This is a genomic window from Sphingobium sp. MK2, assembly GCF_040170545.1.
GTDB lineage: Bacteria > Pseudomonadota > Alphaproteobacteria > Sphingomonadales > Sphingomonadaceae > Sphingobium.
Map to the genome: position 1 here is coordinate 26,285 of NZ_JAZDXA010000004.1, position 26,956 is coordinate 53,240.

At 63.0% G+C, this 26,956-nt stretch carries 26 protein-coding genes, 1 tRNA gene and 1 pseudogene; 21 read left to right on the forward strand and 7 right to left on the reverse strand.

The window, feature by feature from the left end:
• The first annotated feature begins 107 nt into the window (after positions 1-107).
• From gspE to V2I08_RS03045, 11 genes and pseudogenes are all read left to right on the forward strand, one after another.
• Positions 108-1,625: a type II secretion system ATPase GspE gene (gene gspE, locus V2I08_RS02995; RefSeq protein ID WP_349633900.1), complete on the forward strand. Its 1,518-nt coding sequence runs from the start codon at positions 108-110 to the stop codon at positions 1,623-1,625.
• Positions 1,618-2,835, forward strand: coding sequence for a type II secretion system inner membrane protein GspF (gene gspF, locus V2I08_RS03000; protein WP_349633851.1), 1,218 nt, complete (start codon positions 1,618-1,620; stop codon positions 2,833-2,835). Before gspE ends, gspF begins: the two co-directional genes overlap by 8 nt.
• A 9-nt stretch (positions 2,836-2,844) precedes the next feature.
• Positions 2,845-3,369, forward strand: coding sequence for a type II secretion system major pseudopilin GspG (gspG, locus tag V2I08_RS03005; protein WP_349633852.1), 525 nt, complete (start codon positions 2,845-2,847; stop codon positions 3,367-3,369).
• Between the two features lie 121 nt (positions 3,370-3,490).
• Positions 3,491-3,937, forward strand: coding sequence for a GspH/FimT family pseudopilin (locus V2I08_RS03010; protein WP_310222217.1), 447 nt, complete (start codon positions 3,491-3,493; stop codon positions 3,935-3,937).
• A 109-nt stretch (positions 3,938-4,046) separates the two neighbouring features.
• Positions 4,047-4,397, forward strand: a pseudogene (gene gspI, locus V2I08_RS03015) (type II secretion system minor pseudopilin GspI); the annotation flags it as partial.
• Positions 4,398-4,435: 38 nt separating this feature from the next.
• Entirely contained in the window at positions 4,436-5,143 is a 708-nt protein-coding gene (gene gspJ / locus V2I08_RS03020) for a type II secretion system minor pseudopilin GspJ (RefSeq protein ID WP_349633853.1), read from the forward strand.
• Positions 5,136-6,125 carry a type II secretion system minor pseudopilin GspK gene (gene gspK / locus V2I08_RS03025; protein ID WP_349633854.1) on the forward strand — a complete coding sequence of 330 codons (990 nt, stop codon included), beginning with the start codon at positions 5,136-5,138 and terminating at the stop codon, positions 6,123-6,125. Before gspJ ends, gspK begins: the two co-directional genes overlap by 8 nt.
• On the forward strand, positions 6,122-7,240 hold the full coding sequence (gspL, locus tag V2I08_RS03030) for a type II secretion system protein GspL (protein WP_349633855.1): 1,119 nt from the start codon (positions 6,122-6,124) through the stop codon (positions 7,238-7,240). Before gspK ends, gspL begins: the two co-directional genes overlap by 4 nt.
• Positions 7,237-7,725, forward strand: coding sequence for a type II secretion system protein M (locus V2I08_RS03035; RefSeq protein ID WP_349633856.1), 489 nt, complete (start codon positions 7,237-7,239; stop codon positions 7,723-7,725). The genes gspL and V2I08_RS03035 overlap by 4 nt, the downstream gene beginning before the upstream one ends.
• Positions 7,722-8,444: a type II secretion system protein N gene (locus V2I08_RS03040; protein WP_349633857.1), complete on the forward strand. Its 723-nt coding sequence runs from the start codon at positions 7,722-7,724 to the stop codon at positions 8,442-8,444. Before V2I08_RS03035 ends, V2I08_RS03040 begins: the two co-directional genes overlap by 4 nt.
• Complete coding sequence (locus tag V2I08_RS03045) at positions 8,441-9,181, forward strand: A24 family peptidase (protein WP_349633858.1); 741 nt, start codon at positions 8,441-8,443, stop codon at positions 9,179-9,181. Before V2I08_RS03040 ends, V2I08_RS03045 begins: the two co-directional genes overlap by 4 nt.
• A 6-nt stretch (positions 9,182-9,187) precedes the next feature.
• On the opposite strand, the gene V2I08_RS03050 is transcribed toward V2I08_RS03045, so the two are convergent.
• From V2I08_RS03050 to V2I08_RS03060, 3 genes are all read right to left on the reverse strand, one after another.
• Positions 9,188-9,264, reverse strand: a tRNA-Pro gene (locus tag V2I08_RS03050).
• Between the two features lie 105 nt (positions 9,265-9,369).
• Positions 9,370-9,582, reverse strand: coding sequence for a hypothetical protein (locus V2I08_RS03055; protein ID WP_349633859.1), 213 nt, complete (start codon positions 9,580-9,582; stop codon positions 9,370-9,372).
• A 156-nt stretch (positions 9,583-9,738) separates the two neighbouring features.
• Complete coding sequence (locus tag V2I08_RS03060; RefSeq protein WP_349633860.1) at positions 9,739-11,112, reverse strand: M20/M25/M40 family metallo-hydrolase; 1,374 nt, start codon at positions 11,110-11,112, stop codon at positions 9,739-9,741.
• A gap of 102 nt (positions 11,113-11,214) precedes the next feature.
• On the opposite strand from V2I08_RS03060, the gene ettA reads away from it, so the two are divergent.
• Both ettA and V2I08_RS03070 read left to right on the forward strand, forming a co-directional pair.
• The gene (gene ettA, locus V2I08_RS03065) at positions 11,215-12,900 is read left to right on the forward strand and encodes an energy-dependent translational throttle protein EttA (RefSeq protein WP_037472204.1); all 1,686 of its coding nucleotides are present in this window, start codon (positions 11,215-11,217) and stop codon (positions 12,898-12,900) included.
• A 23-nt stretch (positions 12,901-12,923) separates the two neighbouring features.
• Entirely contained in the window at positions 12,924-14,045 is a 1,122-nt protein-coding gene (locus V2I08_RS03070; RefSeq protein WP_333974842.1) for a 5-methyltetrahydropteroyltriglutamate--homocysteine S-methyltransferase, read from the forward strand.
• Between the two features lie 184 nt (positions 14,046-14,229).
• Here the strand turns inward: V2I08_RS03070 and V2I08_RS03075 are convergent, their stop codons facing one another.
• Positions 14,230-15,045, reverse strand: a complete 816-nt coding sequence (locus V2I08_RS03075; RefSeq protein WP_349633861.1) for an NYN domain-containing protein — start codon at positions 15,043-15,045, stop codon at positions 14,230-14,232.
• A 13-nt stretch (positions 15,046-15,058) separates the two neighbouring features.
• Positions 15,059-15,697: a carbonic anhydrase gene (locus tag V2I08_RS03080; protein ID WP_349633862.1), complete on the reverse strand. Its 639-nt coding sequence runs from the start codon at positions 15,695-15,697 to the stop codon at positions 15,059-15,061.
• Between the two features lie 65 nt (positions 15,698-15,762).
• On the opposite strand from V2I08_RS03080, the gene lipA reads away from it, so the two are divergent.
• Positions 15,763-16,704 (forward strand): lipoyl synthase, encoded by a 942-nt coding sequence (gene lipA / locus V2I08_RS03085; RefSeq protein WP_349633863.1) that lies wholly within the window; start codon positions 15,763-15,765, stop codon positions 16,702-16,704.
• Between the two features lie 7 nt (positions 16,705-16,711).
• Complete coding sequence (locus tag V2I08_RS03090; RefSeq protein ID WP_037472214.1) at positions 16,712-17,188, forward strand: type II toxin-antitoxin system RatA family toxin; 477 nt, start codon at positions 16,712-16,714, stop codon at positions 17,186-17,188.
• Here the strand turns inward: V2I08_RS03090 and V2I08_RS03095 are convergent.
• Positions 17,134-17,652 carry a CinA family protein gene (locus tag V2I08_RS03095; protein ID WP_069066707.1) on the reverse strand — a complete coding sequence of 173 codons (519 nt, stop codon included), beginning with the start codon at positions 17,650-17,652 and terminating at the stop codon, positions 17,134-17,136. The genes V2I08_RS03090 and V2I08_RS03095 overlap by 55 nt on opposite strands.
• A 4-nt stretch (positions 17,653-17,656) precedes the next feature.
• A complete protein-coding gene (locus tag V2I08_RS03100; protein ID WP_349633864.1) occupies positions 17,657-18,838 on the reverse strand; it encodes a bifunctional 2-C-methyl-D-erythritol 4-phosphate cytidylyltransferase/2-C-methyl-D-erythritol 2,4-cyclodiphosphate synthase in 1,182 nt (393 codons plus the stop codon).
• A 97-nt stretch (positions 18,839-18,935) separates the two neighbouring features.
• Between V2I08_RS03100 and dusB the strand changes: the two genes are divergently transcribed.
• The 6 genes from dusB to hfq all read left to right on the forward strand — a co-directional run bounded on the left by dusB (position 18,936) and on the right by hfq (position 26,876).
• A complete protein-coding gene (gene dusB / locus V2I08_RS03105; protein ID WP_349633865.1) occupies positions 18,936-19,958 on the forward strand; it encodes a tRNA dihydrouridine synthase DusB in 1,023 nt (340 codons plus the stop codon).
• Positions 19,955-21,064, forward strand: a complete 1,110-nt coding sequence (locus tag V2I08_RS03110; protein ID WP_349633866.1) for an ATP-binding protein — start codon at positions 19,955-19,957, stop codon at positions 21,062-21,064. The genes dusB and V2I08_RS03110 overlap by 4 nt, the downstream gene beginning before the upstream one ends.
• Entirely contained in the window at positions 21,064-22,509 is a 1,446-nt protein-coding gene (ntrC, locus tag V2I08_RS03115) for a nitrogen regulation protein NR(I) (protein WP_349633867.1), read from the forward strand. The genes V2I08_RS03110 and ntrC overlap by 1 nt, the downstream gene beginning before the upstream one ends.
• A gap of 111 nt (positions 22,510-22,620) precedes the next feature.
• On the forward strand, positions 22,621-24,891 hold the full coding sequence (locus V2I08_RS03120; RefSeq protein ID WP_349633868.1) for an ATP-binding protein: 2,271 nt from the start codon (positions 22,621-22,623) through the stop codon (positions 24,889-24,891).
• Entirely contained in the window at positions 24,881-26,251 is a 1,371-nt protein-coding gene (locus V2I08_RS03125; RefSeq protein ID WP_349633869.1) for a sigma-54 dependent transcriptional regulator, read from the forward strand. The genes V2I08_RS03120 and V2I08_RS03125 overlap by 11 nt, the downstream gene beginning before the upstream one ends.
• 130 nt (positions 26,252-26,381) lie before the next feature.
• The gene (gene hfq / locus V2I08_RS03130) at positions 26,382-26,876 is read left to right on the forward strand and encodes an RNA chaperone Hfq (protein ID WP_310222215.1); all 495 of its coding nucleotides are present in this window, start codon (positions 26,382-26,384) and stop codon (positions 26,874-26,876) included.
• Positions 26,877-26,956: the final 80 nt, after the last annotated feature.

Genomic DNA, 26,956 nt, shown 5'->3' on the forward strand with positions numbered 1-26,956 from the left:
TCGACCGACCGAAGGGAGGTCACTTCGCTTCGCTCAGTGGAGGGCTTCGACTTCCCCCGGATCAAGTCCGGGGACGAACGGAGGTTTTTGTGAGTGAGCCCGTCACCATGATGTCGGTTATCGCCACCCCCCGCGCCATCGACATTCCCTACACCTTCGCGCGCAAGAATGGCGTCGTCATGCTGCCGATCGAAGGCGAGCGGCTGACGATCGGCGTGCGGGAGGGGAGCGATCCGCGTGTGCTGCTGGAGGTGCGGCGTCATCTGGCGCGCAGTTTCGATGTCGTGTTCACGACGCCCGCCGAGTTCGACCGGCATCTGTCCAATCATTATGCGATGGAGGGCAGCGCGGCCGCCATGGCGGGATCGCTGGATGTCGGCGGGGATGAACTGGATATTTTGGCGGCGGATATTCCGACGGCCGACGATCTGCTGGATAGCGCCGACGATGCGCCAGCGATCCGCCTGATCAACGGCATCATCGCCGAAGCCGCGCGGCAGGGCGTGTCGGACATTCATATCGAACCTTATGAGACCGGCCTCATCGTCCGTATGCGCGTCGATGGCGTGTTGCGCGAGACGCTGCGCATGCCCCCGCATGTCGCGCCGGTGGTGGTCAGCCGCATCAAGGTAATGGCGCGGCTCGACATTGCCGAGCGGCGGGTGCCGCAGGATGGGCGCATCGGCCTGACGCTGGGTGGCAAGTTGCTCGACGTGCGTGTCTCGACCCTGCCGAGCCGGGCGGGCGAGCGGGTGGTGCTGCGTATTCTCGACAAGGAAAATGCCGGGATCACGCTCGATCTGCTGGGCATGAACGGGACGCCGGACCGGATTTTCCGCGAGGGGTTGAGCGAGCCTAATGGCATCATCCTGGTCACCGGGCCGACCGGGTCGGGCAAGACGACCACGCTCTATGCCGGTTTGCGCCAGTTGAACGATGGATCGCGCAACATCCTGACCGTCGAAGACCCCGTCGAATATGCGATGGAGGGCGTTGGCCAGACCCAGGTGAATGCCAAGGTCGGGCTGACCTTTGCGGCTGGGCTCCGCGCGATCTTGCGGCAAGATCCCGATGTGGTGATGGTCGGCGAAATCCGCGATCGCGAGACGGCGGAGATTGCGGTGCAAGCGTCGCTGACCGGGCATCTGGTGCTGTCCACCGTCCATACCAATGATGCGGTCGGCGCTATTACGCGGATGCGTGACATGCGGGTGGAGCCGTTTTTGCTGGCGTCGACGCTGCGCGCGGTGATCGCGCAGCGGCTGGTGCGGCGTTTGTGCCAGAGCTGCCGCGAGCCGGTGCAGGCGGATAAGTCGGCCAGTGCGCTGCTGGGTTTCGACCCCGGCACGATTATCTATCGCGCGCGCGGCTGCGATGAATGTAACGGCACGGGCTATAAGGGCCGGATCGGCGTGTTCGAGGCGATCCGGGTCGATGATACGATCCGCCGCCTGATCAATGATGGTGGCGACGAATCACTGATTGCGCGCCACGCCTTCCTCAATGCGCCCAACCTGGGATCGGCGGCGCGCGCGTTGGTGCGTGACGGACAGACCACGGCGGAAGAGGCGATCCGCGTGTCGCGGCGCGATTCGGTCGAGGCGGAAACGATCGTCGATGGCTGAGTATGACTATGTCGCGATCGACCCGGCTGGCAAGGACCGCAAGGGATCAATCAAGGCCGATACTATCGAGGAGGCGCGCGCCAAGCTGGATGCGCGCAAGCTGTTCATCGTCGCGCTGGAGCCGAGCGCGGTGGAGAGCGCGCGCAAGCGGGCAAACCTGTCGCTACGCAGTCCGCGTCTGAGCGCCAAGGAATTGACTTTGTTCACGCGGCAATTGGCGACGCTGGCCCAGGTCAGTCCGCTGGAGGAGTCGCTGCGCACGATCGGGCGCCAGAGCGAGCAGGACCATGTCCGCGCGATTGTCGGCAAGGTCCATTCGGGCGTGATGGAGGGGCGGCGGCTGGCCGATGCGCTGGGCGCGGAGCCGAAAAGTTTTCCCCCGCTATACCGCGCAATGATCTCCGCAGGCGAAAGCTCCGGCAGCTTGCCTACGATCATGGAGCGATTGTCTGGCCTGATGGAGCGGCAGGCGGTGATGCGGTCGAAAGTATTGACCGCCATCGCCTATCCGTCCGTGCTGGCGATCTTTGCCGTGTTCGTGGTGGCAGCATTGATGATCTTCGTGGTGCCCAAGGTGGTCGAACAGTTCGATACGGTCGGGCAGGAATTGCCGTTGCTGACGCGAATGGTGATGGCTTTGTCGGCCTTTCTGGCGGCCTATTGGTGGCTGTTGCTGATCCTTATGATATTGGGCGGCGTGGCTTTCTGGCGGGCGATGAAGAATGAGCGGTTCCGCTATCGCTTTGACGCGACGCTACTGGGGCTGCCGGTGCTGGGCAAACTGATCCGCGATCTACATGCGGCACAGATGGCGCGCACACTTTCGACCATGATCGCAAGCCGCTTGCCGTTGATGGAGGGGCTGACGTTGACGGCCAACATTGTGCATAATCGGGTGCTGCGCCGCGCGTCGGATGAGATTGTCGAGGCGATCCGGGGTGGGGGAAGCCTGTCGGCGGCACTGCGCCGCGCCGGGGTGTTTCCGCCGCTGCTGGTCTATCTGGCGGCCAGCGGTGAAAGCGCCGGGCGGCTCGATACGATGCTGGAACGGGCGGCGGACTATCTGGAGCGCGAGTTCGACTCCTTTACCTCGACCGCGCTTGCCATGCTGGAGCCGATCATCATCATATTGATGGGCGGCATCGTCGCCGTCATCATTTTGTCCATCCTGCTGCCGATCTTGCAGTTGCAAAGCCTGACCGGGGCCTAGGAGTTGAATATGTTTACGCTAAAATCCGTTCGGGCTGAGCGTGTCGAAGCCCTTTTTTTCTTTTCAGCAATAGGAGTGCCCTTCGACAGGCTCAGGGCGAACGGAGATAGTAGGCGGGGTGAAGAGGGCTTTACCCTGGTCGAACTGATGGTGGTGATCGTCATCATCGGCCTGCTGGCGACGATAGTGGCGATCAACGTCATTCCGGCGACCGACACCGCACGGGTCGAGAAGGCGAAGGCCGACATCTCCACGATCGAACAGGCGCTGGAGCAATATCGGCTCGACAATCTGACCTATCCTGCCGGGTCCGACGGGTTGCAGGCGCTGCTCAATCCTCCCGCATCCCTGGCCCAGCCGCAGCGCTACCGTCGTGGCGGCTATATCAAGAAGCTGCCTGATGATCCCTGGGGCCGCGCCTATATCTATACGGTCCCAGGACGCAAGGGGGCGTTCGACATCAGTTCGCTGGGCGCGGATGGACAGCCGGGCGGGGAAGCGGAAAATGCGGATATTCATTCCAGCGAGATGTAACTCATCTACCGTTCGCTTCGAGCGTGTCGAGAAGCGTTTAGCTTCGCTGAACTCGGCTCTGCCTCGTTTCTCGACTTCGCTCGAAACGAACGGATGGAATGAGCAGGGCTTCACGCCCTTGATGCGTTCCGCCCAACAGGGCTTTACGCTGGTCGAACTGATGGTCGTGCTGACGATCATCGGCTTCATTTCGGCTGCCGTGGTGCTTGCCATTCCTGATCCACGCGGGCGCGTGATCGAGGATGCCGATCGCTTCGCCGCGCGCGTTGCCGCCGCGCGCGACGAAGCGGTCGTCACGGCTGCGCCCATGGGATTGTGGGTGTCGGCGTCGGGCTATGGCTTTCAACGTCGCGAGGATGGGCGATGGGTGCCGCTGGAGGACAAGCCCTTCGTCACCGCCAACTGGAAAGGCGGCACGCGCGCGTTGGTGGGCAAGGACGGGCGGCAACAGATCAGCTTTGATGGCACGGGGCTGCCGACCGATCCGTTGACCGTCACGCTCGCGCGCGAAGGCGAGCGGGTGTCGGTGACGGTCGATATGGCCGGGAAGGTCATGGTCGGTGGGTAATCTGCCATCCCCTTCACCGTCATGCCGGGCTGGACCCGGCATCCAGGGCGATAGAGGGCAGCGCTTTGCGCCCTGGACCCCGGATCAAGTCCGGGGTGACGGAAAATGTGAGGGCGGCTTTACGCTTTTAGAGATGCTCGTCGCGCTGGCGGTGTTCAGTCTGGCGGCGCTGGCTTTGGTGCGGTTGCAGGGGGTGACCCTGCGCACGACCGCTGATCTGGACAGCAAGGCCTTGGGGCAGATCGTTGCGCGCAACCTGATGGTGGAGGTGCAGAGCGATCCTTTGCCGCCCGCTGTCGGGGAAGAAGAGGGGGCAGTCGCCAATGGCGGGCGGAACTGGCGTTGGCACCGGATCGTCAAGCCGACCGACGATCAGCGGCTGTTGCAGGTGGACCTGACGGTAGATGGTCAGCCGGGCGCTTCGCCGGTGGTGTTGAGCTTTGTGCGGGTGGTGGAGTGATGCCCGGTCGCGTAAACTACCATCCGTTCGTTTCGAACATGCCGAGAAACGTCTGGCACCGCGCTGGGCATTTCTCGACTTCGCTCGAAACGAACGGAGGAAGTCAGGGCAAGGTCCAAGCTAATGAACGCGGCTTCACCCTCATTGAACTGCTCGTCGCGCTGATGATCTTTGCAATGCTGGCGAGCGCGGGCGTCCTGCTGCTCGGCAATAGCGTGTCGGCGCAGGCGCAGATCAAGGCGCGGCTGGATGATATGGCCGCCGTCCAGCGGGCAGGCGGGGCGCTGGCGGGCGATCTGGGGCAGGCGGTGCCGCGCATCACCCGCACGGAGAGCGGCACGCTTGCGCCGGCTTTCTGGGCAAATGGGGAAGGCGAAGGCCAGCCGGTGATGCAGTTCGTGCGCGGCGGATGGGACAATCTGGGCGATTTGCCGCGGCCTTCGCTGCAAAAGATCGAATATTGGGTGCGGCAGGGGCGGCTGGAACGTCGCGGCTATACGCAACTGGACGGTGCGGCCGGGGATGAACCCGCCGCGCTGCTGGACAATGTCGAGGCGGTAGCGCTGAAATTTCGCGATGCGCAGGGCAAATGGCGCGACGACTGGACGCCGACGCAGCCTGACCTGCTGCCGCGCGCAGTGGAGATGGTGCTTACCCGTACCGGCGAACCGCCCCTCACCTTGCGCTTTCTGGTTGCGCCCGGCCCGGTCGAGAAGCCGATTGTCGAAGGCACACCCGATGCCTGATCCCCACAAGCCCAGCGAACGCGGCGCGGCATTGCTCACTGTATTGCTGCTGGTCGCCGTCATGTCGGTCGTTGCCGCAACCGCGCTTGAACGGGTGGCGCTGGCCACGCGGATGACGGGTAATGGCGGCGCGATGGATCAGGCGCGAGCCTATGCCGACGCCGGGACGCAGATTGCCCGGATGCGCATCGGCGATCTGGTCGCCGCCAATCCGGCCAAGATCACGCTGGCGGGCGGTTGGATGGGAACGCCGCAAAGCATTCCCGTTCCCGGCGGCATTGCGACCGCACGAGTCACCGATGGCGGCAATTGTTTCAATGTGAATAGCGTCGTCACGGGCGAGAGTGAGGCCAGTCTAAAGGTCCGCCCGATCGGCGTGGCACAATTTCAGGCCCTGCTACAGGCGCTTGGCGTCGAGACACGACAAGCGCAAGCGGCTGCGGCTGGCCTTGCCGACTGGATTGATAGCGACAGCGCGCCACAGCCGGGCGGTGCGGAGGACGAAACCTATGCGCAGGCGTCGCGCCCCTATCGCGCGGCGAACCGCCTGATGGTCGACGCGAGCGAATTGCGCGCGGTCAACGGTGTAACACCTGCCATCTATGACCTGGTTCGCCCATGGATATGCGCATTGCCGGTCACGGATTTGTCGCCAATCAACATCAATACGCTGCTGCCAACGCAGGCACCCTTGTTCGCCATGCTGTTGCCGGGCGAATTGTCGGTTGCGCAGGCACGGCAATTGCTGGCGCAGCGGCCGACGGACGGCTACGGCAGCACGGTGCAATTCTGGAAACTGCCCTCCCTCGCCGGTTTGTCGCCGGGACAAGGCGTGAGTGAACAGGTCAAATTGACGACGAGGTTTTTCGAAGTGGACGTGGCAGTGAATGTCGGGGGAACGCAGATGGTGGAGCGCGCGCTGATTGATGCGCGGGAAAGCCCGGCGACAATCGTCCGGCGCACCTGGGGCGCGGGCGCATGAGCATGCGCGATGCGCTCATCCTGTTTCTGCCAGAAGCGGCGGGAGCCGAGCCACGCTGGATGCGGGTCATCGACGCTGCGTTGGTGCAGTCGGGCACAGGCACAAACTGGCTCGCGGCATGTGGCATAACCGCCTTGCCCGATCAGACCCGGATCATGCTGGTGCCGCCTGCCGCTTTGGTGGCGCTGCATTGGATTGCCCATCCTGAGTTGCCGGTGCGTCAAGGTCGAGCGGCGGCGCGGATCGCCACGCTGGCCAGCGGCATTGCGCCGCCGGACCAGCTATTCGCTGTGTCGTGCGGCAATGACGATCCAGCCCGGCCGCATATTATCGCGCTCGCCAGCCGCGCCGATATGCAGCATTGGCTGCTCTGGGCGCAGCATCATGGGCTGGACCCGGATGTGATGGTGCCCGCCGCGCTGCTGCTGCCCGAACCGGACAGCGGATTTGTTCGCGGCGCCGTCGGCGATACGGTGATATTGCGCGGCATGGACATGGCGTTGACGGACGACATGGCCCTGCCTGTGATGATCGGTGATGCGCCGATTGTGGATATATCGCCCGGCCTGATCGAGGGGCGCGCCATTGCCGCGCTCGACAATCCGCCGCTCGACTTGCGCCAGGGCGATTTTGCCAAGCGGGTGCGGCGGTCGATTGATCGACGGGTGGTCGGACGGATTGCCCTTTGGAGTGGACTGATCCTGCTCGCGAGCGTGTTGATCGCGCTCATCGGCATTGCGAAAAATTATGCCGAGGCCAGCCGCCTGGATTCGGACAGTCTGGCGCAGGCGCAGCAAGTGCTGCCCGGTGCGAGTGATCCAGCGCAGGCATTGGCCGAGATGGAAGGGCAACTTGCGGCTCGCGGGGCGGGCGGGCGCGCCTTTACCGCGCCTGTCGCGGCGTTGCTCAGCGCGATGCAGGATGCGCCGGGCGTCGCGCTGACCAGCCTGTCGCGTGACCCGGACGGCATGGTCCGTGCGACGCTGGCTTCGGCGAAGGCGGATGACATCAACATCGTGTTGCTCGCGCTTCAGGCCGCGGGTTTCACGATCACGGCCACGCCCTCACAGGATGCCGGCGGGCGGACGCTGGCGGATATTACGGTGCGGTCATGATGGAACGGATGAAAAGCCTTTGGGCCGAACGCTCGCCGCGCGAACAGGTGATGCTGGGCGTGATGTTCGCTTTGCTGGCGGCCGTGGCCCTGTGGTTCGGGGTGGCGGTGCCGCTTGACAGGGCACAGACCGCAGCGCGCGATGAATTGCGCGCCGCGACCGACCGCAATGCGGCGGTGCGCGCCGCGGTCAAGCAATTGAAAGCCTTGCCGCGCAATGCGCAGGCGGCAGGGCCAAGCGCGCCGATTGATCAGTTGGTTGGGCAGAGCGCGGGCGAGGCGGGACTGACGCTGGAACGGGCGCAGGCACAAGGGGCGGACCGGATGGACATCGCGATTGCCTCGGTTCGTCCGGTGGCGCTGTTCAGCTGGCTCGCCACGCTGGAAGCCCAAGGCGTGCGCGTCGATACGATGAGCGCGCGGCCTGCGCCTACGGCGGGCAGCGTGTCGGTGCAAGCCGTTCTCGCACGAGGCGATGGACAATGATGGGGCTGACCCTGTCGCGTCGGATGCGGATCATCCTTCTCGTCACGCTGGCGCTGGGTTTGCTTATTTTCCTGCCGATGCGGGTTGCGCTTGGCCTTGCCGGGCTGGAGCGACTTGGTGTCGCTGCACGGGAAGTGCGGGGCACGGTGTGGAGCGGACGGATTGACCAATTGATGCTGGGCGAGATTCCGATGGGCAGCGTGCGCGCTGGCCTGTCGCCCATTGCCCTGCTGACCGGCCGGGCGCGCTTCGACATAGAGCGGCGGAACGGCCTGGCTGACGATATTGGCGGCGCTTTGACGGTCGGCTTCGGCCGGATCGGCATCGACGATGTGACGGGCGCGGTGCCGCTTGGCCGCACCTTTGCGCCGCTGCCGGTGGCCAGTCTGTTGCTGGAGGATGTCAGCGCTTATTTTGCAGGGGATCGCTGTGGTCATGCCGAGGGGCGCGTGCGCGCGCGGATGGCGGGGCAATTTCCGGGCCTCAACCTGACGCAGGGATTGTCGGGCGTCATAAGCTGCGATGACGACGCCATGCTGTTGCCACTGCTCAGCCAGTCGGGGATGGAAAAGCTGACCCTGCGCATCTGGCGATCGGGCCGTTACACGGCGGAAATGCGCGTCGAGACGGCCGATCCGACGCTGGCCGGGACATTGGGACAGGTGGGCTTTACGACCGTCGGCAATGCGCAGTTGCTCAAGGTCGAAGGCACATTGTGATCCATCCGGTAGCGGTGGTGGTTGGCGGGCTGGCGGGTGCGATCGTCGGGAGTTTTCTTGCCACGCTCATTCTGCGCTGGCCGCAGGGACGCAGCGTGATGCGCGGGCGATCCGCCTGCGACGGGTGTGGGCGGACTCTGGGCGCGCGGGATCTGATACCGTTGTTCAGCGCGATGTCGCAGCGCGGGCGATGCCGCAGTTGTGGTGCAGCGATCGACCCGTTGCATGGCCGGGTCGAAGCGGGGTGCGCCGTGATTGGCGCGCTGGCGCTGGGCGCGATGCCCAATCTGGGCGGTATCGGCTGGGCTGTGTTCGGCTGGTTGCTGTTGACGCTCGCGGTGCTGGACTGGCGACATTTCTGGCTTCCCGATGCGCTGACGTTGCCGCTGGCCTTTCTGGGCTTCACTATCGGTTTGTGGGCGAGCGACGTTGCGCTTGTTGATCGCGCCATTGGCGCGGGGGCGGGCTATGGCGCGCTGCTCGCTATCGCGCTGGGCTATCGTGCGGTGCGGGGGAGGGACGGGCTGGGCCTGGGGGATGCCAAGCTGTTGGGCGCGCTCGGTGCATGGCTGGGCTGGCAGGCCTTGCCCTTCATCCTGCTGATCGCGTCGGTGACGGGCCTGTTGGTGATGTTGGTGATGGGCCGGGCCAAGGCGGCCGGTGCGCGCGTCCCGTTGGGGACGTTCCTGGCGCTGGCGGCTTTGCCCGCCTGGATCATCGTGCAGCGCATCATGTAAGCTAAGTGGTCGGGGAGACAGGATTCGAACCTGCGACATCCTGCTCCCAAAGCAGGCGCGCTACCAGACTGCGCTACTCCCCGACGTCGATGCGCCTTAGCGGCCCAATGTGCGTGCCGTCAATCGACTTACAAACAAAAAGGGCGGACCTGACGGCCCGCCCTTCGGAAATCTCGCTGACGCGAAGATTACATCGCGTTCGCGGCGTTGTTTGCCATCATCGCAGCGTCGTCGGCAGCGTTGGCGGCATTCATGGCATTGTCCGAGGCGTTCATCGCGTCGTCAACGACGTTTTCCACCACGGCGTTCGAAGCGTTCGCGGTTTCGTTGGCCGGGGTCTCACCGCAAGCGGCGAGAGCCATCAGGCTGGCCGAAGCGAAAACTACAGCGATCTTCTTCATTGTGTACGGCTCCCATAGCATTTTGCCGCGTCAGCCACTTTATAATGTGACCCTACGCGAGCGACCCGCATTAACGTGTGCGCTGCACAAATCAATGCTTTTCTGCGTCGGTGAAGCGACAGAATCACGCGACGGGGTGTTGTCTACAATAAAAGTTCAGTTAACGCCCATGGATTCTGATGCATTGGCGATAAGGTTCAGTGTGACGGCCCATGCCGCGACATTTTGGCGCAATTGCGCAGGGTCAATCTTGTCGAGCGTATCGTCGGGCGTGTGGTGCAGGTCGAAATAGCGCGTGCCATCCTGTTTCAGGTCGATCACCGGCACGCCCGCCCGCACCAGCGGCGCAATATCCGCGCCGCCGCCAGCCTCCTGCTTACTTGCGCCGATGCCGAGTGGCGCGAGCGCCGCCGCGACCTGCGTCGCCAGCGCCTCATGCCCTTGCGGCAGCTTGAAATCGACGCGCCATATGCGATCGGCCCCGAAGTCGGACTCGATCGCCAGCGCATGTTTTTCTGCACCGTGCGCTTTGAAATAAGCGCGCGCGCCGTCGCCGCCGACCTCTTCCGCGCCCGCCATCAATATGCGGATGGTGCGGCGGGGCTGGCCTGCTTTCGCGACATGCAGGGCCGATGCTGCCGCGATGGCGCAGCCGCTGGCGTCATCGATAGCGCCCGTGCCCTGGTCCCAACTGTCGAGGTGGCAGGCCGCGACGACGACGCCTGACGCCGGATCGCTACCGGGAATTTCCGCGATGACATTGCCCGATGGCTGATCCTTGAGCATCTTGGATGTCAGGGTGAGGTGCAGCTTCACCGGCTGCCCGCGCGCAATGACGCGAGCAAGTTGCTCGGCATCGGGCACCGAGAGCGCCGCGGCCGGGATCGGCGTCACGCCATCGGCCCACATCTGGACGCCGGTATGGGGCATGCGGTGATGGTCAGTGCCGATCGAGCGGATGAGGATGCCGATCGCGCCCTTTTTGGCGGCGATGCTCGGCCCCTGCCGACGCGCTGCGCCGAAATAGCCGTAGGAGGAGCCGTCCTGCGTCGCCTCCATCCCGTGGCTGACGAAGGCGATCTTGCCCTTCAGGCTCGCGTCGGGGGCCGCTTCCAGATCGGCGAGGGTCGGGAAATAGACGACTTCGCCGGTAATCCCCTTGTCCGTGGTCGATCCGCTATTGCCAAGCGCCGCCAGCACCAGATTTTGCGGGAAGGGCGAGAGGATTTTCGCTTCGTCGCGCCCGCGCACCCACACCGGCATGGTATAGGGTTCGGCCCGCACATTGCTGAACCCCAGCGCCTTGAGCTTGGCGACCGCCCAGTCGCGCGCCCGCTCCTCCTGCGGCGTGCCAGCGGGGCGCGGCCCGACTTCGGTGGTCAGCCCTTCAGTAAAGTCCCAGGCGACGTCGTCCTTGAGCGCCGCTTCGCGAATCGCGGCGCTATCTGCCGGGGCGGCGAGGGAGAGGGTAGGGGTGAAAGCGCTGCCAAGGAGGAGGGCGGCCAGCGTGCCCGATCGGATTTTCTGCATGGATGGGAGCGTAGCTGGCCATCACCCATTTGCCAATGCGTCCCGCCTCCGCTAACTCCGCGCCAAATCCTCTCTCTGTCTTTATTCGGAGCTGCAGCAGCCATGTCCGCCTCCTCGCAATATGCCTATGTCATGAAGAGCATGACCAAGACCTTCCCCGGCGCGCCCAAGCCGGTGTTGAGCAACATCAACCTGCAATTTTATCGCGGGTCCAAGATCGGCATCGTCGGGCCGAACGGCGCAGGTAAATCGACCCTGATCAAGATCATGGCAGGAATCGACACCGATTTTTCGGGTGAGGCCTGGCCGGGCGAGAATATCACGGTCGGCTATCTGGCGCAGGAGCCGCAGCTCGACCCCAACAAGAATGTGCTGGAAAACGTCAAGGACGGCGCCCGCGAGATTGCGGACAAGATGGATCGTTTCAACGAGATCAGCAACATCATGGCCGATCCGCCCGAAGACGTCGATTTCGACGCGCTGATGGAGGAAATGGGCACGTTGCAGGAGCAGATCGACGCGGTCGATGGCTGGACGCTCGACAATCAGCTTGAAATCGCGATGGAAGCGCTGCGCTGTCCGCCGTCCGACCTGTCGGTCGAAAATCTGTCGGGCGGTGAAAAGCGCCGGATCGCGCTGACCCGGCTGCTGATCCAGAAGCCCGACATCCTGCTGCTGGACGAACCGACCAACCATCTGGATGCCGAAAGCGTCACCTGGCTGGAAAATCACCTGAAGGAATATGCGGGCGCGGTGCTGATGATCACCCATGACCGCTACTTCCTCGACAATGTCGTGGGCTGGATCCTCGAACTCGATCGCGGCAAATATTTCCCCTACGAAGGCAACTACTCCACCTATCTGGAGAAGAAGGCCAAGCGCCTGGAGCAGGAGGACCGCGAGGCCACCGGCCGCCAGAAGGCGATCAACGACGAACTGGAATGGATCCGGGCGGGCACCAAGGGGCGTCAGACCAAGTCGAAGGCGCGTATCAAGAAGTTCGAGGAACTGGTCGCAGGGCAGAATAATCGCAGCCCCGGCAAGGCGCAGATCGTCATCCAGGTGCCAGAGCGCTTGGGCGGCAAGGTCATCGAGTTCAAGGGCATCAGCAAAGCCTATGGCGACAAGCTGTTGTTCGAAGACCTGTCCTTCCTGCTGCCGCCGGGCGGCATCGTCGGCGTGATCGGGCCGAACGGCGCGGGTAAATCCACGCTGTTCAAGATCATCACGGGGCAGGAAACGCCGGACAGCGGTGAGGTCGATATCGGCACGACGGTTCGGCTGGGCTATGTCGACCAGAGCCGCGATCATCTCGACCCAAGCAAGAATGTCTGGGAGGAAATCTCCGACGGTCTCGATTATGTGAAGGTCAATGGCCATGACATGTCAACGCGGGCGTATGTTGGTGCCTTCAACTTCAAGGGGCAGGACCAGCAGAAGAATGTCGGCAAGCTGTCGGGTGGTGAGCGCAACCGCGTCCACATCGCCAAGATGCTGAAAAAGGGCGGCAACGTTCTGCTGCTCGACGAACCGACCAACGATCTCGACGTCGAAACGCTGGGCGCGCTGGAAGAGGCGATCGAAAATTTCGCGGGCTGCGCCGTGGTGATCAGCCATGACCGCTTCTTCCTCGATCGGCTTGCCACCCACATATTGGCGTTCGAAGGCGACAGCCATGTCGAATGGTTCGAAGGCAATTTCGAAGCCTATGAAGAGGATAAGCGCCGCCGTCTGGGCGATGCGGCCGACCGGCCAACGCGCCTCGCCTATAAGAAGCTGACCCGATAATCGCGTAGTATGGATTTTTGACGATGACCAACTCTACTCCTCCGTTCCGTGCCGACCATGTCGGTTCGTTGTTGCGGCCCGCTGCCGTTACCGCTGCCCGAAAGGCCTTTTTCGAAGAAGGGAGCATCTCCCGCGCGGAATTGACCGCGATCGAAGATGCCGGGATCGTCGAAGCGGTAAAGATGCAGGAATCCGTCGGTCTGAAGGTCGTGACCGACGGGGAAATTCGGCGGTCCTTCTGGCATTATGATTTCATGGGCGGTCTTACCGGCTTCGACCTGGAACAGCGTGACCCGGAAGAGGGCGCGCAATTTCACGGCGTCAAATTACGGCCGACCTTCCCCGTCATCACGGGAAAGCTGGACTTTCCAGCGGACCATCCGATGCTCGACCATTTTCGGTTTCTGGCGAAAACGACCAGCGTAACGCCCAAGATTTCGATCCCTGGCCCAAGCTGCTGCCATTTTCGGACCGCGAAGGAAGATATTCGCGTGCCCGAATATGCCGATCTCGGCGCGCTATTCGCGGACTTGTCCGCGACCTACGCCAAGGCGGTTCAGGCTTTTTACGATGCGGGCTGCCGCTATCTGCAGATGGACGATATCTTCTTCGCCTATCTTTGCGATCCCAAGCATCGTGCGCAGAAAGTGGCCGAAGGCATTGATCCTGACTGGCTGATCACCGCCTATGCCCGCATGATGCAGGATGCGATCAAGGATCGTCCCGCCGACATGCTGATCGGGATGCATATGTGCCGCGGCAATTTCCGCTCCACCTGGGCGGCCGAAGGGGCCTATGATCTGGCGGCCGATGCCATCTTCAATCAGACCGGCGTCGATCTGTTCTTCATGGAATATGACAGCGAGCGGGCCGGAGGTCTGGAGCCGCTGCGCTTCCTGGCCAAGGGCAAGCAGCGGGTCTATCCGGGCTTCATCACGACGAAGGTGCCCGATCTGGAGCCGATCGATGGCTTGAAACGGCAGATTGAGGAAGCGGCGAAATATGCCGACATCGACCAGCTCGGCATCGCGCCCCAATGTGGCTTTGCCTCCACCGAAGAGGGCAACGCGATCACGCCGGATGAGCAGCGGGCGAAGCTCGAACTGGTCGTACAGACGGCACAAGCCATTTGGGGCGAAGCCTGATTCCATTGCGGTTGCAACATTTGCAACCGCAAACCATCGCTTTGCACTTGTTATGATACCGCTATCAATGCAGGAAGACGGTGCCTTTCAGGCATCCTCTCCTAAAACTTTACGGGCCGGTCTTTGCGAAGACCGGCCCTTTTTTTGGGATTGTCGATAGCGTAGCCGCTTTCCGTCGAGCGGATCAATTGACCCGCTTGATCCAGACCTGCCCGCCTTCGCGCGTTTCCGAGATGAAATTGGGGATGTCCTGCACCAGGTCAGACAGGCGCTTATAGCCATAATTGCGCACGTCGAAGCTGGAGCGGTTGCCGGCCAGTTGGCCGACCGATCCCAGCCGCACGAACCCGCGTTCGTCGCGGGTGACCGATCCATAGGCGTCGATCAGAAGCTTGATGACTTCCTCGTCCACGGCTTTCTTCGCTACCGGGGCGGGTGGCGCGGCTTTGGCTGTGTCGGCCTTTGCAGGCGTGATTTTCTCGACGGCTGGCGGCGATTTGCTGGCGGGCGATGGCGATTTCTTGGCGACCGGCTTGGCCAACGGCACTTCGGCCGCTGCCAACGCAGCAACGTCGATGAAGCGGGTGCAGGCGCGGCGGAAGCCTTCGGGTGTCTGGACCGAGCCGAAGCCATAGACCGGGATGCCCTGCTGCCGGATGCGGGTGACGAGCGGGGTGAAGTCGCTGTCGCTCGACATCAGGCCAAAGCCATCGACCCGGCCCGACGCCATCAGGTCCATGGCGTCGATCGTCATCTTCATGTCGGTGGCGTTCTTGCCTTTGGTCAGATCGAACTGCTGCTGCGGCTCGATCGCCTGCGCGACAGAGAGCGCCGCCCAGGTCTTGAGCGTGGTCTTGCTCCAATTGCCATAGGCGCGGCGGATATTGACCGTGCCGAGTTCGGCCAGGACGGTCATCACCGGATCGAAATGCGCAGCGGACGCATTGTCGGCGTCTATCAGCAGGGCGATATTGCCGCTGCCATCGCGTGTCGACGCCATGCTATCAGTCCTTTCAGGCGGGCGAGAAAATTCCGCTTTGGTCGTCCATGACGTGCAACTGGCCATCGGAAATGGCGAAGAAGGCACCGACGAGTTTCAATTCGCCCTTGCGCTCCTTGGAGCGAACGCAGGGGAAGGTGCGCAGGTTGGCGAGGCTGACCTTGACCGCTTCCTGTTCCATCGCGCGTTCGGCGTCGCGACCGCTCACACTGCCATGGCTGGCCATCACGGTTTCACGTGCGTCGTCGAGTAGTTCGATCCAGGCATGGATGAAGCCGCCTTCACCCGGTTCCGCATCTTTCAGATCATGGCTGAGAGCGGCCTTGCAGCCGCCGCATTTGCCATGGCCCATGACGACGATCTCGCCGACCTTGAGCACCTGCACCGCAAATTCCAGCGCCGCCGATACGCCATGATGGCCGGGCGTTGTTTCGAACGGGGGCACGAGGGCAGCGACGTTGCGGACGACGAAGATTTCGCCGGGGCTGCTGTCGAAAATCTGCGTCGGATCGACCCGGCTGTCGGAACAGGCGATGACCATGACGCGGGGGCTTTGCCCCTCGTTCAATTCATCCCATCGGCCGCGCTGTTGCGCCCATCCGGTTTCACGGAAGCGGCGATAGCCTGCGAGCATGTCGGTAAAGTCAGTCATGCGACGGGGTGTGCCCGACAATATCAGCACTGGCAAGACCGGCCCTGCATCGCTATCTGGGGCCAATGAACGACATCGCCCCCATCCCCGTGCCCGGCCAGCCGGAGCGTATGCGCAAGCCTGACTGGATCCGCGTCAAGGCGCCGACCAGCCCCGCCTATCATGAGACGCGCAAGCTGATGCGGGACAAGGGGTTGGCGACGGTATGTGAGGAAGCGGCCTGTCCCAATATCGGCGAATGCTGGTCGAAGAAGCATGCGACCGTCATGATCCTGGGCGATGTCTGCACGCGGGCCTGCGCTTTCTGCAACGTCAAGACGGGGATGCCACGCAAGGTCGATATCAATGAGCCGCAGAATCTGGCCGATGCGTCGGCGGAGATGGGGCTGGAGCATATCGTCATCACTTCGGTCGATCGCGACGATCTGCCCGATGGCGGTGCGTCGCAATTCGTCAAGGTGATCGAAGCGCTGCGCCGGACGACGCCCAACACGACGATCGAGATACTGACCCCGGACTTCCGCAACAAGCATGAGCGCGCGGTCGAGATGATCGTTGCCGCGCGGCCGGACGTTTATAATCATAATCTGGAGACGGTGCCGCGCCTTTACCCGACGATCCGGCCCGGTGCGCGCTATTATGCGTCGCTGCGGCTGCTGGAGTCGGTCAAGCGGCTTGATCCGTCGATCTTCACCAAGTCGGGCATCATGCTGGGCCTGGGCGAAGAACGGCTGGAAGTGCATCAGGTGATGGACGATATGCGATCCGCCGACATCGACTTCCTGACCATGGGCCAATATCTGCAGCCCACGCCCAAACATACCAAGGTGATGGAGTTCGTCACGCCAGCGGCGTTCAACAGCTATGCCGCGATCGCACGGGCCAAGGGCTTCCTGCAGGTGGCGTCCAGTCCGCTGACTCGGTCGAGCTATCATGCCGGCGAGGATTTCGCACAGATGCGCGCGGCGCGCGAAGCGAAACTGGCCAAAGCGGCTGTGAAGGCCTGAATTCTCAATGCCCAAGCATAGCGAAACCCGCCATCTGCCCTACACTCCGACCCAGATGTTCGACCTGGTATCCAATGTTGCGGCCTATCCTGAATTTCTGCCCTGGGTCAGTGCGATCCGTGTGCGATCGGACAGCGAAGCGGACATGGTTGCCGACATGATCGTGGGCTTCAAGGGGATCAAGGAAAGCTTCACGTCGCGCGTTCACAAGCATCGCCCGGACCATGTCCGGGTCGATTATATGGACGGGCCGCTCAAGCATCTGCACAATGAATGGCGCTTTCGCGACGACGGGCAGGGCGGGGTACTGGTAGACTTCGAGGTCGAGTTCGAATTCAAGAACCGCTTGTTCGAAATGCTGGCAGGCCAGGTGTTCGACCGGGCGTTGCGCAAGATGATCGGTGCGTTCGAAACCCGCGCTGCGGCGCTTTATGGTGCCGAGGGTTCGGGCAGTAGCAGTTCGAGCGCGCATAGCGCTGCCTGAAGCCGGACGCCGCCGCGTCCGGTATCGCCGAAATGCCGCATGTCAGCGACGACCTTGTCCGCCGACGCGCCCCGTTCGGCGCGGGCGAAGACGACCGTGCCGACCGGCTTTTGCTCTGTGCCGCCGCCCGGCCCGGCGATCCCGGTGATGGCGACGGCAACATGGGCGTGGCTTTGCTTGAGCGCGCCTTGGGCCATGGCCCAGGCGGTGGCGATCGAGACGGCGCCGAAGGTTTCCAGCACATCCTGAGACACTTTGAGAAGTTCGACCTTCATATCGTTGGAATAGGTGATGAAACCTGCCTCGAATACGTCGGATGACCCCGCAATCTCTGTGAGTGCCGCCGAGACGAGTCCGCCGGTGCAGCTTTCCGCCACGGCGACGGTGCGGCCTGCGCGCCGGTTGGCGATGATGACGCGCTCGGCGAGGTCGACGAGTTCGGCGGGAAGGATGTTGTCGGGCATGGCGTCAGGATAGCGCGGGAAGGGAGAGGGTGGCAACCGCCTGCGCCGCAATACCTTCACGCCGCCCGGCAAAGCCCAGCCGTTCGGTGGTGGTTGCCTTGACGCTCACCCGGTCGATCGGCACCGCGAGGATGGCGGCGATGCGGGTTCGGATGGCGTCGCGATGCGGGCCGATCTTGGGTGCTTCGCAGATGATGGTCAGATCGATGTGATCGATCCGCCCGCCGCGCGCCGTCACACGATCGCCCGCATAGGCGAGGAATCGATCGGACGAGGCACCGCGCCATTGCGCGTCGGAGGGCGGAAAATGGCTGCCGATATCGCCTTCCGCCAATGCGCCGAGCAGGGCATCGACGATGGCGTGGAGCGCGACATCGGCGTCGCTATGCCCGGCGAGGCCACGATCATGCGGCACCAGCACGCCGCCCAGCCATAATTCTTCGTCCGCCGCCAAACGGTGGACGTCATAGCCCATGCCGACGCGCACAGTCATGGTGGGCGCGAGCCGGGCTTCGGCGCGGGCAAAATCCTGGGGGTAGGTCAATTTTTCCAGTCCTTCATCGCCATCGACCAGGATGACGTCATGGCCCGCTGCGCAGAGAATTTGGGCGTCGTCCGTGGCTTCGCGCGTGATGTCCCAGGCCCGGTGCGCCGCGATGATCGTGTCGAAGCGGAACGCCTGGGGCGTCTGCACCCGGAACAGTGCGTCGCGGGGCACGCCGTCGGCCATGCGCCCCTCCATGCCGCGCACGAGCGTATCGGCGACCGGCAGCACGGGGATCGCGCCTTCCGCATCGTCCAGCGCGCCGAGTAGTCGGTCGATCACCGCGCCCGGCAAGAACGGCCGAGCCGCGTCATGGATCAAGACCCGTGCTGCGCCGCCCATGGCCGCGATCGACTCCAGCCCGGCGCGCACGGAGCCGCGGCGGCTATCGGCGCCTTCGATGAAGGAGGCCACGCGATCGCCGAGCAGTTTGCGGGCCGTGTCTTCCTGATCGGCACCCAGCACGATATGGATTGCATCGATCGCGCCATGCGCCGCGAGCGCGTCATAGGCATGGACCAGTATGGCCTTGCCCGCGACCAAGCGAAATTGCTTGGGCATGGCACCCCCGGCCCGGTTGCCCTGGCCCGCCGCGACGAGCAGAGCGACGGTCTTGTCGTTTTCGATCATGGCCCAGCGCATAGCCGAGTGCCGGGAGGGCCGCCAGACCCCATCCCTTGCCGACCCTTCCCATTTCGGCTATGCCCTGCCTGTTTTTTAGGCAGTAGCATCAGAGTTTATGTCCAGGCTTTTCCCCATCTCCATCGGTCCAGTGACCATCGCCACGCCGGTCGTTCTTGCGCCGATGACGGGCGTGACCGATATGCCGTTCCGCACGCTGGTCCGTCGCTATGGCTGCGGCCTCAACGTGACCGAGATGATCGCGACCGCCGCGATGATCCGCGAGACGCGCCAGTCGTTGCAAAAGGCGGCCTGGCATCCTTTGGAAGAGCCGGTGTCGATGCAATTGGCCGGTTGTTCGCCGACCGAAATGGCCGAAGCCGCCAAGCTGAATGCCGATCGTGGCGCGGCGATCATCGACATCAATATGGGTTGTCCGGTCAAGAAGGTCGTCAATGGCGATGCGGGTAGCGCGTTGATGCGCGACCTGCCGCTCGCCGCTGCGCTGATCAAGGCGACGGTCGAGGCGGTCGACGTGCCGGTGACGGTGAAGATGCGGATGGGCTGGGACCATAGCAGCCTCAACGCGCCCGAACTGGCGCATATCGCCGAGGATCTGGGCGCGAAGCTGATCACCGTTCATGGCCGGACCCGGTGCCAGATGTATAAGGGCAGCGCCGATTGGGCGTTCATCCGATCGGTTAAGGAGGCGGTGAAGCTGCCAGTGATCGCCAATGGCGACATTTGTTCGATCGAGGATGCCGATATGGCGCTGGAGCAGAGCGGCGCGGATGGCGTGATGATCGGGCGCGGTGCCTATGGTCGTCCGTGGCTGATAGGGCAGGTGATGGCCTGGCTGGAACGGGGCGAGCGTATTCCCGATCCTACGCTGGAGGAACAATATCATGCGATCATAGGCCATTATAAGGCGATGCTCGATCATTATGATACCCATACCGGCGTCAATATGGCGCGCAAGCATATCGGATGGTACACCAAGGGGCTGACCGGATCGGCCGAGTTCCGCCATGCGGTGAATCAGGAACCCGACGCCGCCAAGGTGCTCGACATGCTCGCCGGTTTCTACGAGCCGCTGATTGCCAGTGGCGCGGATGCCACCGCGATGCGTCAGGCAGCATGACCGTTGCCATGACGGTCGTCCCGCCGCTTCGCATGCAGCAGGACGGACCATCGCTCAGCGACCAGATGACGGCGTTGCCGGTCGCGACCCTGTTGGTGCGGCCGGACAACAGCATTGCCGAAGCCAATGTCAGTGCCGAGACGTTGCTCAACATGGCGCGATCAGCGATCATCGGCAGCGACGTGGCGCGGACCATCCGCATTGCGGAGGCGGGCGCGCGCTTCGATATCTGGCACAGCAACAAGCCGATCGCCGCCTATGACATCAAGGTCCATGCCGGGCGCACCGCCGAGATGGAGGTCGACCTGATGATCTCGCCGATCATCGATCATGAAGGTTGGCGGGTCGTGTCGCTCCATGCGCAGAGCCAGGCGCGCAAGATCGGCCATCGCGGCACATCGGGCGGCGCGCGGTCCGCCATGGGTGCGGCGGCAATCCTGGCGCACGAGATCAAGAACCCGCTATCGGGTATCAGAGGCGCAGCGCAACTGCTTGAATCGGGTCATGATGGCCGTGACAGTGCCTTGACCCAGTTGATCTGCAACGAGGTCGACCGCATCGCCGCGCTGATCGACCGGATGCAGGATTTCACGACCGACCGGACGCTGGAATGTCGCCCTGGCAATATCTATCCACTGATCGACCGGGCGGCGGGGATCGCAGCGGCGGGGTTTGCAAAAAATGTAAAGATCATAAAACATTATGATCCGTCCTTGCCATTCGCCAATATCAATGAAGATGCGTTGGTGCAGGTGATGATCAACCTGCTGAAAAACTCCGCCGAGGCGCTGGAGCAGGTCGAAAATCCCTCCATCCGCGTCGAGACGGCCTTTCGCCATGGCGTGTCCGTGGTGATGGGCGGGGGCAAAGGAAGTGCAGTCCTGCCGATCGAGATCGTCGTGGTGGACAATGGACCGGGCGTTCCCGAACATATATTGGACCATCTGTTCAACCCCTTCATTACAGGGAAACGGGACGGGCAGGGGCTGGGGCTGGCGCTGGTCGACAAGCTGGTTCGCGATATGAGCGGCTTCGTTCAATATTCGCGCGACACCGAAGCGGGCGAATCGACCTTCCGCATCCTCCTGCCGATGGGCATGGGTTGATGGCGGCGACCGGGTCCGTTCTGGTTGTCGATGACGATCCCGCCATCTGCGTGGTGGTGGGCGAAGCGCTGCGACGGCAGGGGCATAAGGTCAAGACCGCTGCGTCGATCCGCGAGCGGGCGACGCTGATGGAGAGTTTCCGGCCCGATATATTGATTACCGACGTCATGCTCCCCGATGGTGACGGGCTGGAAGGCGTGGCGGACATCATTGCCAGTCGGCCGGACCTGAATGTCATCATCCTGTCGGCGCAGAACACGCTCAACACCGCGATCCGCGCGACCGAAAAGGGCGCGTTCGAATATCTGCCCAAGCCGTTTGACTTGAACGAACTCACCCGTGCCGTCGCCGATGCGCTGGGCACGCGGGAGAGCGCGACAGAAGAAGAGGGCGATGGTGGCCTGCCGCATGACGGTCTGCCCCTGGTCGGCCGGTCGCCCGCGATGCAGGAAGTCTATCGGACCATCGCGCGCGTGCTTTCCAACGACCTGTCAATCCTGGTGCTGGGCGAGTCGGGCACGGGCAAGGAACTGGTGGCCGAGGCGATCCATAGCCTGGGCCAGCGGCGCACGCGACCGTTCATCGCGATCAACATGGCGGCGATTCCGCGCGAACTGATCGAGGCGGAATTGTTCGGTTATGAGAAGGGCGCTTTTACCGGTGCCCATGCCCGCACCGCCGGCAAGTTCGAGCAGGCGCAGGGTGGCACGCTGTTCCTCGACGAGATTGGCGATATGCCGATGGAAGCGCAGACACGGTTGCTGCGTGTCCTGCAATCGGGCGAGGTGACGACGGTGGGCGGGTCCAAGCCCGTGCGGGTCAATGTCCGCATCATCGCCGCGACCAACAAGGATCTGCCGCCGCTGATCGAGGAAAACCGCTTCCGGCAGGATCTCTATTATCGGCTGAACGTCGTGCCGATCGCCTTGCCGGCGCTGCGGGAGCGACGCGATGATGTGATCCTGCTCGCGCGCCATTTTCTGGAGCGGGCGGCGCAGGAAGGCCTTCCACGCAAGACGCTGGCGGACGATGCAGCGCAATTGCTGATGGCCTATCATTGGCCGGGCAATGTGCGCGAATTGCAGAATATGATGCAGCGTTTGTCGGTGCTGAGCCGCGAAAATGTCATCACCGCCGATATATTGCGCAACATGCTGCCCATGGACGCCGTGCCCGCCGACTATGCCGCCTCTGGCGACCATCTGGCCCATGCCGTGCGCGATTGGGCCAAGCGGCAATTGGGCATCGGGCTGGGGCAGCCCAATCGCACCCTGCATGACGATTTGCTGGCGGTGATCGAGCCGATCCTGTTGCAGGAGGTGCTGGGCAGCGTCGATGGCAATCAGATTCGTGCTGCTGGATTGCTGGGCATCAATCGCAATACGCTACGTAAGAAATTGACTGAATATGGCCTGGACCCGCTCCAGCTTCGCCTTGCCGACTAATCAGCATAAGCGCAATTTTCAGGACGAACCGACGGGTCACATCGACCAGCGACGGTTTTTGCGCCAATTACTGTGTTTGATCGGGCACGGCCTTGTTGTAACAAAGCCACTATGAGCGGCGCGACCACATTTTCCCGGCAGGCATCGACATGGCGCCGACGATTGCCGCCTTTCCTGCGTCATGGGCGGTTGGCGGCGCTGGTAGAGGTCTTGACGCTCGCCCTGTTCCTGGGCGTCGCAGTGCTGACCTATCAATTGCTGGCGGGGGGGAGTGCGCCGTCGGGCGACCTGCTGACCCCGCCGATTATCGCGCTGTTGCTGGTTGCCAATCTGGTGCCTGCCATTGCCCTGCTGATGCTTCTTGGGCGGCGGGTAGCCAAGCGGCGCGCGGCGCAGTCGGCGATCGGCAGCGATGGGCAATTGCATGTCCGACTCGTCGCTATCTTCTCGATCGCGGCCAGCGTGCCGATGCTGCTGGTGGTGATTTTCGCATCCCTGCTGTTCCAATATGGCGTGCAATTCTGGGCGTCGGACAGCGCGCGCGGGATGCTGCAAAATGCGAGCGACCTGGCGCGCGGCTATTATGAGCAGAATTTGCGCGAGGTGAGCGATGAAACCGTCACTATGGCGGACGATCTGCGCGACTATCTGACTCAGTCCGATGTCTCCAGCCCGCGCTTTGCCGAAGGGTTCATCTTTCAGGTGGTGACACGCAAGCTGAACCGGGCTTCGATCATTGAGGTCGGCAAGGATGGCGTCGCGCGGACAGCCGCGACGGTCGAGCCGGACAATCGCCCGGCATCCGAGATATTGACGCCGGAAGTCACCAAGCGGTTGGCGGCGGGCGAAAATGTCGTGGTGCAGGCGCGGCAGAACCAGATCGAGGCGGTGACGCTGCTGTATCCGGGGTCGAAAATCTATCTTTACGTGACGCGCAATGCGGGCAGTTCGTCCTTCTCCAATGCGGAGCGGGCGAAGACGGTGATCGCGGACTATGATCTGTTCGCGGCCCAATCGCGCGCGTTGCAGTTGCGGTTCAACATCGCCTTGTTCGTGGGATCGCTGCTGCTGGTCGGTATTGCCGTCTATATCGCTTTGGCGGTGGCCGATTGGATGGTGCGGCCGGTCAATGAATTGGTGACGGCGGCGCGGCGGATCACGGCAGGCGACCTGTCGGCGCGCGTCACCAGCCTGCAAAGCCGTGACGAGATCGGCACGCTGGCGGCCGCGTTCAACCGGATGACGCAGCGGCTGGAGGCACAGACCGGCGCGCTGGTGGGGGCGAACAGCCAGTTGGACGAGCGGCGCGCCTTCATTGAGGCGATCCTGTCAGGCGTGAGCGCGGGTGTGTTGTCGGTGGATCGTGGCGGTGAAATCCAGTTGCTCAACCGTTCGGCGGCCGCGATTTTGGTGGAGGAGGGCGATGATCCGGTCGGTCGGACATTGGCCGAGATCGCGCCGGAATTGGCGGAGTTCATCGCGTCGGGTGACGGCGCGGGCATCGTGCAGGTGCGGGCGCATGGCGACTTGCGCACATTGGCGGTCAAACGGTCCGAGGATGCGTCGCGCCATATTCTGACGTTCGATGATATCACCCAGCAATTGTCCGATCAGCGCCGCGCCGCCTGGTCCGATGTGGCGCGGCGGATCGCGCATGAGATCAAGAACCCGCTGACGCCGATCCAACTGGCGGCCGAGCGGCTCCAGCGACGCTATGCCGAGGAAATCACCAGCGACCGGCCGACCTTCACCCGGCTGACTAGCACGATCGTCCGGCAGGTTGGCGATCTGCGCCGGATCGTGGATGAATTTTCGTCCTTCGCGCGGATGCCCAAGCCCGTGTTTCGGCGCGAGGCCGTGGCCGATATTGCGCGCCACTCCCTGTTTCTGCACGAAGTCGCGCACCCCGCGATCCGCTTCGAATTTCACACCGACCAGCCTGACCTGGAACTGGTATGCGACCGGCGACAATTGGGTCAGGCATTGACGAACATCGTCAAAAATGCGGTGGAAGCTATAGAGCCCAAGCCGGTTCCTGACGATGGCAGTCCACGCGGACATGTCCGCATGACGCTGGCGGGCAACGGTGAAGAGGTGATCATTACGGTCAGCGATGACGGCATCGGGCTGCCGCCCGAACGGGACCGCATATTGGAACCCTATATGACGACGCGGACCAAGGGGACGGGTCTGGGCCTGGCCATCGTCAAGAAGATTGTGGAGGAGCATTTAGGGGAAATCCGCTTTGACGATGTGCGAGGCGGCGGTGCGCGGGTGACGTTGCGGTTTGCTGCAGGTGCGCTGGAACGACTGGAAGAGGGGCAGGTAGTCGCCATGCCCCAGGGTAATTTGACGGGAAAAGTGACGGCCAATGGCGCTTGATATTCTGATAGTCGACGATGAGGAGGATATTCGCGATCTGGTCGCGGGTGTGCTGGAGGATGAGGGCTTTACCGCCCGCACCGCCGCCAATGCCGATGCCGCGATCGAAGCGCTGGATGCGCGCCGTCCTTCGCTCGTCCTGCTCGACGTCTGGTTGCAGGGGTCGCGAATGGACGGGCTGGAACTGCTTGATGAGATCAAGCGGCGCGACCCCACTATCCCGGTGCTGATGATTTCCGGCCATGGCAATATCGACACCGCCGTCGCTGCGATCCGTAAGGGGGCGGCCGATTTCATCGAGAAGCCGTTCGAAGCCGACCGGCTGCTGCATCTGGTATCGCGGGCTACCGAAACCGAACGATTGCGGCGCGAGAATCAGGTGTTGCGCGCCCGCTTTGGTCAGGATGATGAACTCACCGGCAGTTCCGCGTCGATCAACGGCGTGCGTGCCACGATCAAGAAGGTTGCGGGCACGGGCAGTCGGGTGCTGATTTCGGGGCCGGCGGGCGTCGGCAAAGAGATTGCCGCGCGCATGCTGCATAGCTGGAGCGGGCGGGCCGACTCGCCCTTCATCATCGTTGCGGCCGCGCGCATGGACCCCGACCGGGTCGAAGAGGAGTTGTTCGGGCTGGAGGATCAGAGCGGCCTTGTCCGCCCTGGATTCCTGGAGCAGGCCCATGGCGGCACGCTCTATATCGACGAAGTCGCCGACATGCCGATCACCACGCAGGGCAAAATCTTGCGCGTGCTGACCGACCAGAGCTTCACGCGCGTTGGCGGCCAGCGCCATGTGAAGGTGGACGTGCGGGTTATTTCGTCCACGGCGCGCGACCTGGCGGGCGAAATCGAGGAACGGCGGTTTCGCGAAGACCTCTTCTATCGCCTCAACGTCGTGCCGCTCGCCATTCCGCCATTGTCCGAAAGGCGTGATGACATTCCGCCGCTGGTCGAACATTATCTCGCGCGCTTCGCCGCAGAACGGCGCGTGCCGCCGCCGGAGATGGCGAGCGATGCGATGGCCGCGCTGCAGGCCAATGAATGGCCGGGCAATGTCCGCCAGTTGCGCAATGTCATCGAACGCACGATGATCCTGGCACCGGGCGACCGGATCGGTCGGATCGAACTCGACATGCTGCCGCCCGAATTGACCAGCGGTGGCGGCGGGGAGGGGATGGGCCAATCCGCGATCATGGGCGCGCCGTTGCGGGAGGCACGCGAGAGTTTCGAGCGGGAATATCTGCGTGTCCAGATCCGCCGCTTTTCGGGCAATATATCGCGCACCGCGACCTTCATCGGCATGGAACGCTCGGCATTGCACCGGAAATTGAAGCTGTTGGGGATCACCGACGACAAGGAATAGGCGCGCGCCATTCCCCATGGACGACTGTTCGCAATTGCGATACGATCGTTCCGCCTCCGACAAGCGGGGGCAAGCAAGACACCCTGCTTAAGGGCGCACGAGCGGGTAACGTCCCGCCAAGAATAAAGGACTGGCGACGACCATGGCCGACAAAATGAACAATTTGCAGGATATTTTCCTCAACAGCCTGCGCAAGAGCAAGACCCCAGTGACCATGTTCCTGGTCAAGGGCGTCAAGCTGCAAGGCATAATCACTTGGTTCGATAATTTTTCCGTGCTGCTGCGCCGCGATGGCCAGTCGCAGCTTGTCTATAAACATGCCATTTCGACCGTCATGCCAGCGCAGCCGATGGACCTGTCCGACCTGCGCAAGGCGAGCGAGGGCAATGGCAAGGCCAAGCTGCTCCAGGAAATCTTCCTGTCCGCCGTCCGCAAATCGGGCAGCCCGGTGACGATGTTCCTGGTCAATGGGGTCATGCTGCAGGGCGAAATCGCCGCCTTCGACCTGTTCTGCATGTTGCTGGAACGTGATGGCATGGTCCAGCTTGTCTACAAGCACGCCATTTCGACGGTTCAGCCGCTCCATGCGCTCGACCTGACCGGCGAGAATGAACAGGACGATTGACCTACCCTGCGCGGATCGCACGCGCCGTCCGCATTTCATTGAATAATAGTCTATGCGCTCCCGCGCAGGCCGTTGGCCCG

Coding starts and splice junctions, on each gene's coding strand:
- lipA (WP_349633863.1), top strand. CDS start 15,763: ATGAACGACATCGCCCCCATCCCCGTGCCCGGCCAGCCGGAGCGTATG.
- gspL (WP_349633855.1), top strand. CDS start 6,122: ATGAGCATGCGCGATGCGCTCATCCTGTTTCTGCCAGAAGCGGCGGGA.
- gspF (WP_349633851.1), top strand. CDS start 1,618: ATGGCTGAGTATGACTATGTCGCGATCGACCCGGCTGGCAAGGACCGC.
- V2I08_RS03040 (WP_349633857.1), top strand. CDS start 7,722: ATGATGGGGCTGACCCTGTCGCGTCGGATGCGGATCATCCTTCTCGTC.
- gspE (WP_349633900.1), top strand. CDS start 108: ATGATGTCGGTTATCGCCACCCCCCGCGCCATCGACATTCCCTACACC.
- V2I08_RS03055 (WP_349633859.1), bottom strand. CDS start 9,582: ATGAAGAAGATCGCTGTAGTTTTCGCTTCGGCCAGCCTGATGGCTCTC.
- gspG (WP_349633852.1), top strand. CDS start 2,845: ATGTTTACGCTAAAATCCGTTCGGGCTGAGCGTGTCGAAGCCCTTTTT.
- V2I08_RS03010 (WP_310222217.1), top strand. CDS start 3,491: ATGCGTTCCGCCCAACAGGGCTTTACGCTGGTCGAACTGATGGTCGTG.
- V2I08_RS03100 (WP_349633864.1), bottom strand. CDS start 18,838: ATGCGCTGGGCCATGATCGAAAACGACAAGACCGTCGCTCTGCTCGTC.
- V2I08_RS03035 (WP_349633856.1), top strand. CDS start 7,237: ATGATGGAACGGATGAAAAGCCTTTGGGCCGAACGCTCGCCGCGCGAA.
- V2I08_RS03060 (WP_349633860.1), bottom strand. CDS start 11,112: ATGCAGAAAATCCGATCGGGCACGCTGGCCGCCCTCCTCCTTGGCAGC.
- V2I08_RS03125 (WP_349633869.1), top strand. CDS start 24,881: ATGGCGCTTGATATTCTGATAGTCGACGATGAGGAGGATATTCGCGAT.
- dusB (WP_349633865.1), top strand. CDS start 18,936: ATGTCCAGGCTTTTCCCCATCTCCATCGGTCCAGTGACCATCGCCACG.
- ntrC (WP_349633867.1), top strand. CDS start 21,064: ATGGCGGCGACCGGGTCCGTTCTGGTTGTCGATGACGATCCCGCCATC.
- V2I08_RS03070 (WP_333974842.1), top strand. CDS start 12,924: ATGACCAACTCTACTCCTCCGTTCCGTGCCGACCATGTCGGTTCGTTG.
- V2I08_RS03120 (WP_349633868.1), top strand. CDS start 22,621: ATGAGCGGCGCGACCACATTTTCCCGGCAGGCATCGACATGGCGCCGA.
- V2I08_RS03075 (WP_349633861.1), bottom strand. CDS start 15,045: ATGGCGTCGACACGCGATGGCAGCGGCAATATCGCCCTGCTGATAGAC.
- V2I08_RS03090 (WP_037472214.1), top strand. CDS start 16,712: ATGCCCAAGCATAGCGAAACCCGCCATCTGCCCTACACTCCGACCCAG.
- gspJ (WP_349633853.1), top strand. CDS start 4,436: ATGCCGAGAAACGTCTGGCACCGCGCTGGGCATTTCTCGACTTCGCTC.
- V2I08_RS03110 (WP_349633866.1), top strand. CDS start 19,955: ATGACCGTTGCCATGACGGTCGTCCCGCCGCTTCGCATGCAGCAGGAC.
- V2I08_RS03095 (WP_069066707.1), bottom strand. CDS start 17,652: ATGCCCGACAACATCCTTCCCGCCGAACTCGTCGACCTCGCCGAGCGC.
- ettA (WP_037472204.1), top strand. CDS start 11,215: ATGTCCGCCTCCTCGCAATATGCCTATGTCATGAAGAGCATGACCAAG.
- gspK (WP_349633854.1), top strand. CDS start 5,136: ATGCCTGATCCCCACAAGCCCAGCGAACGCGGCGCGGCATTGCTCACT.
- V2I08_RS03080 (WP_349633862.1), bottom strand. CDS start 15,697: ATGACTGACTTTACCGACATGCTCGCAGGCTATCGCCGCTTCCGTGAA.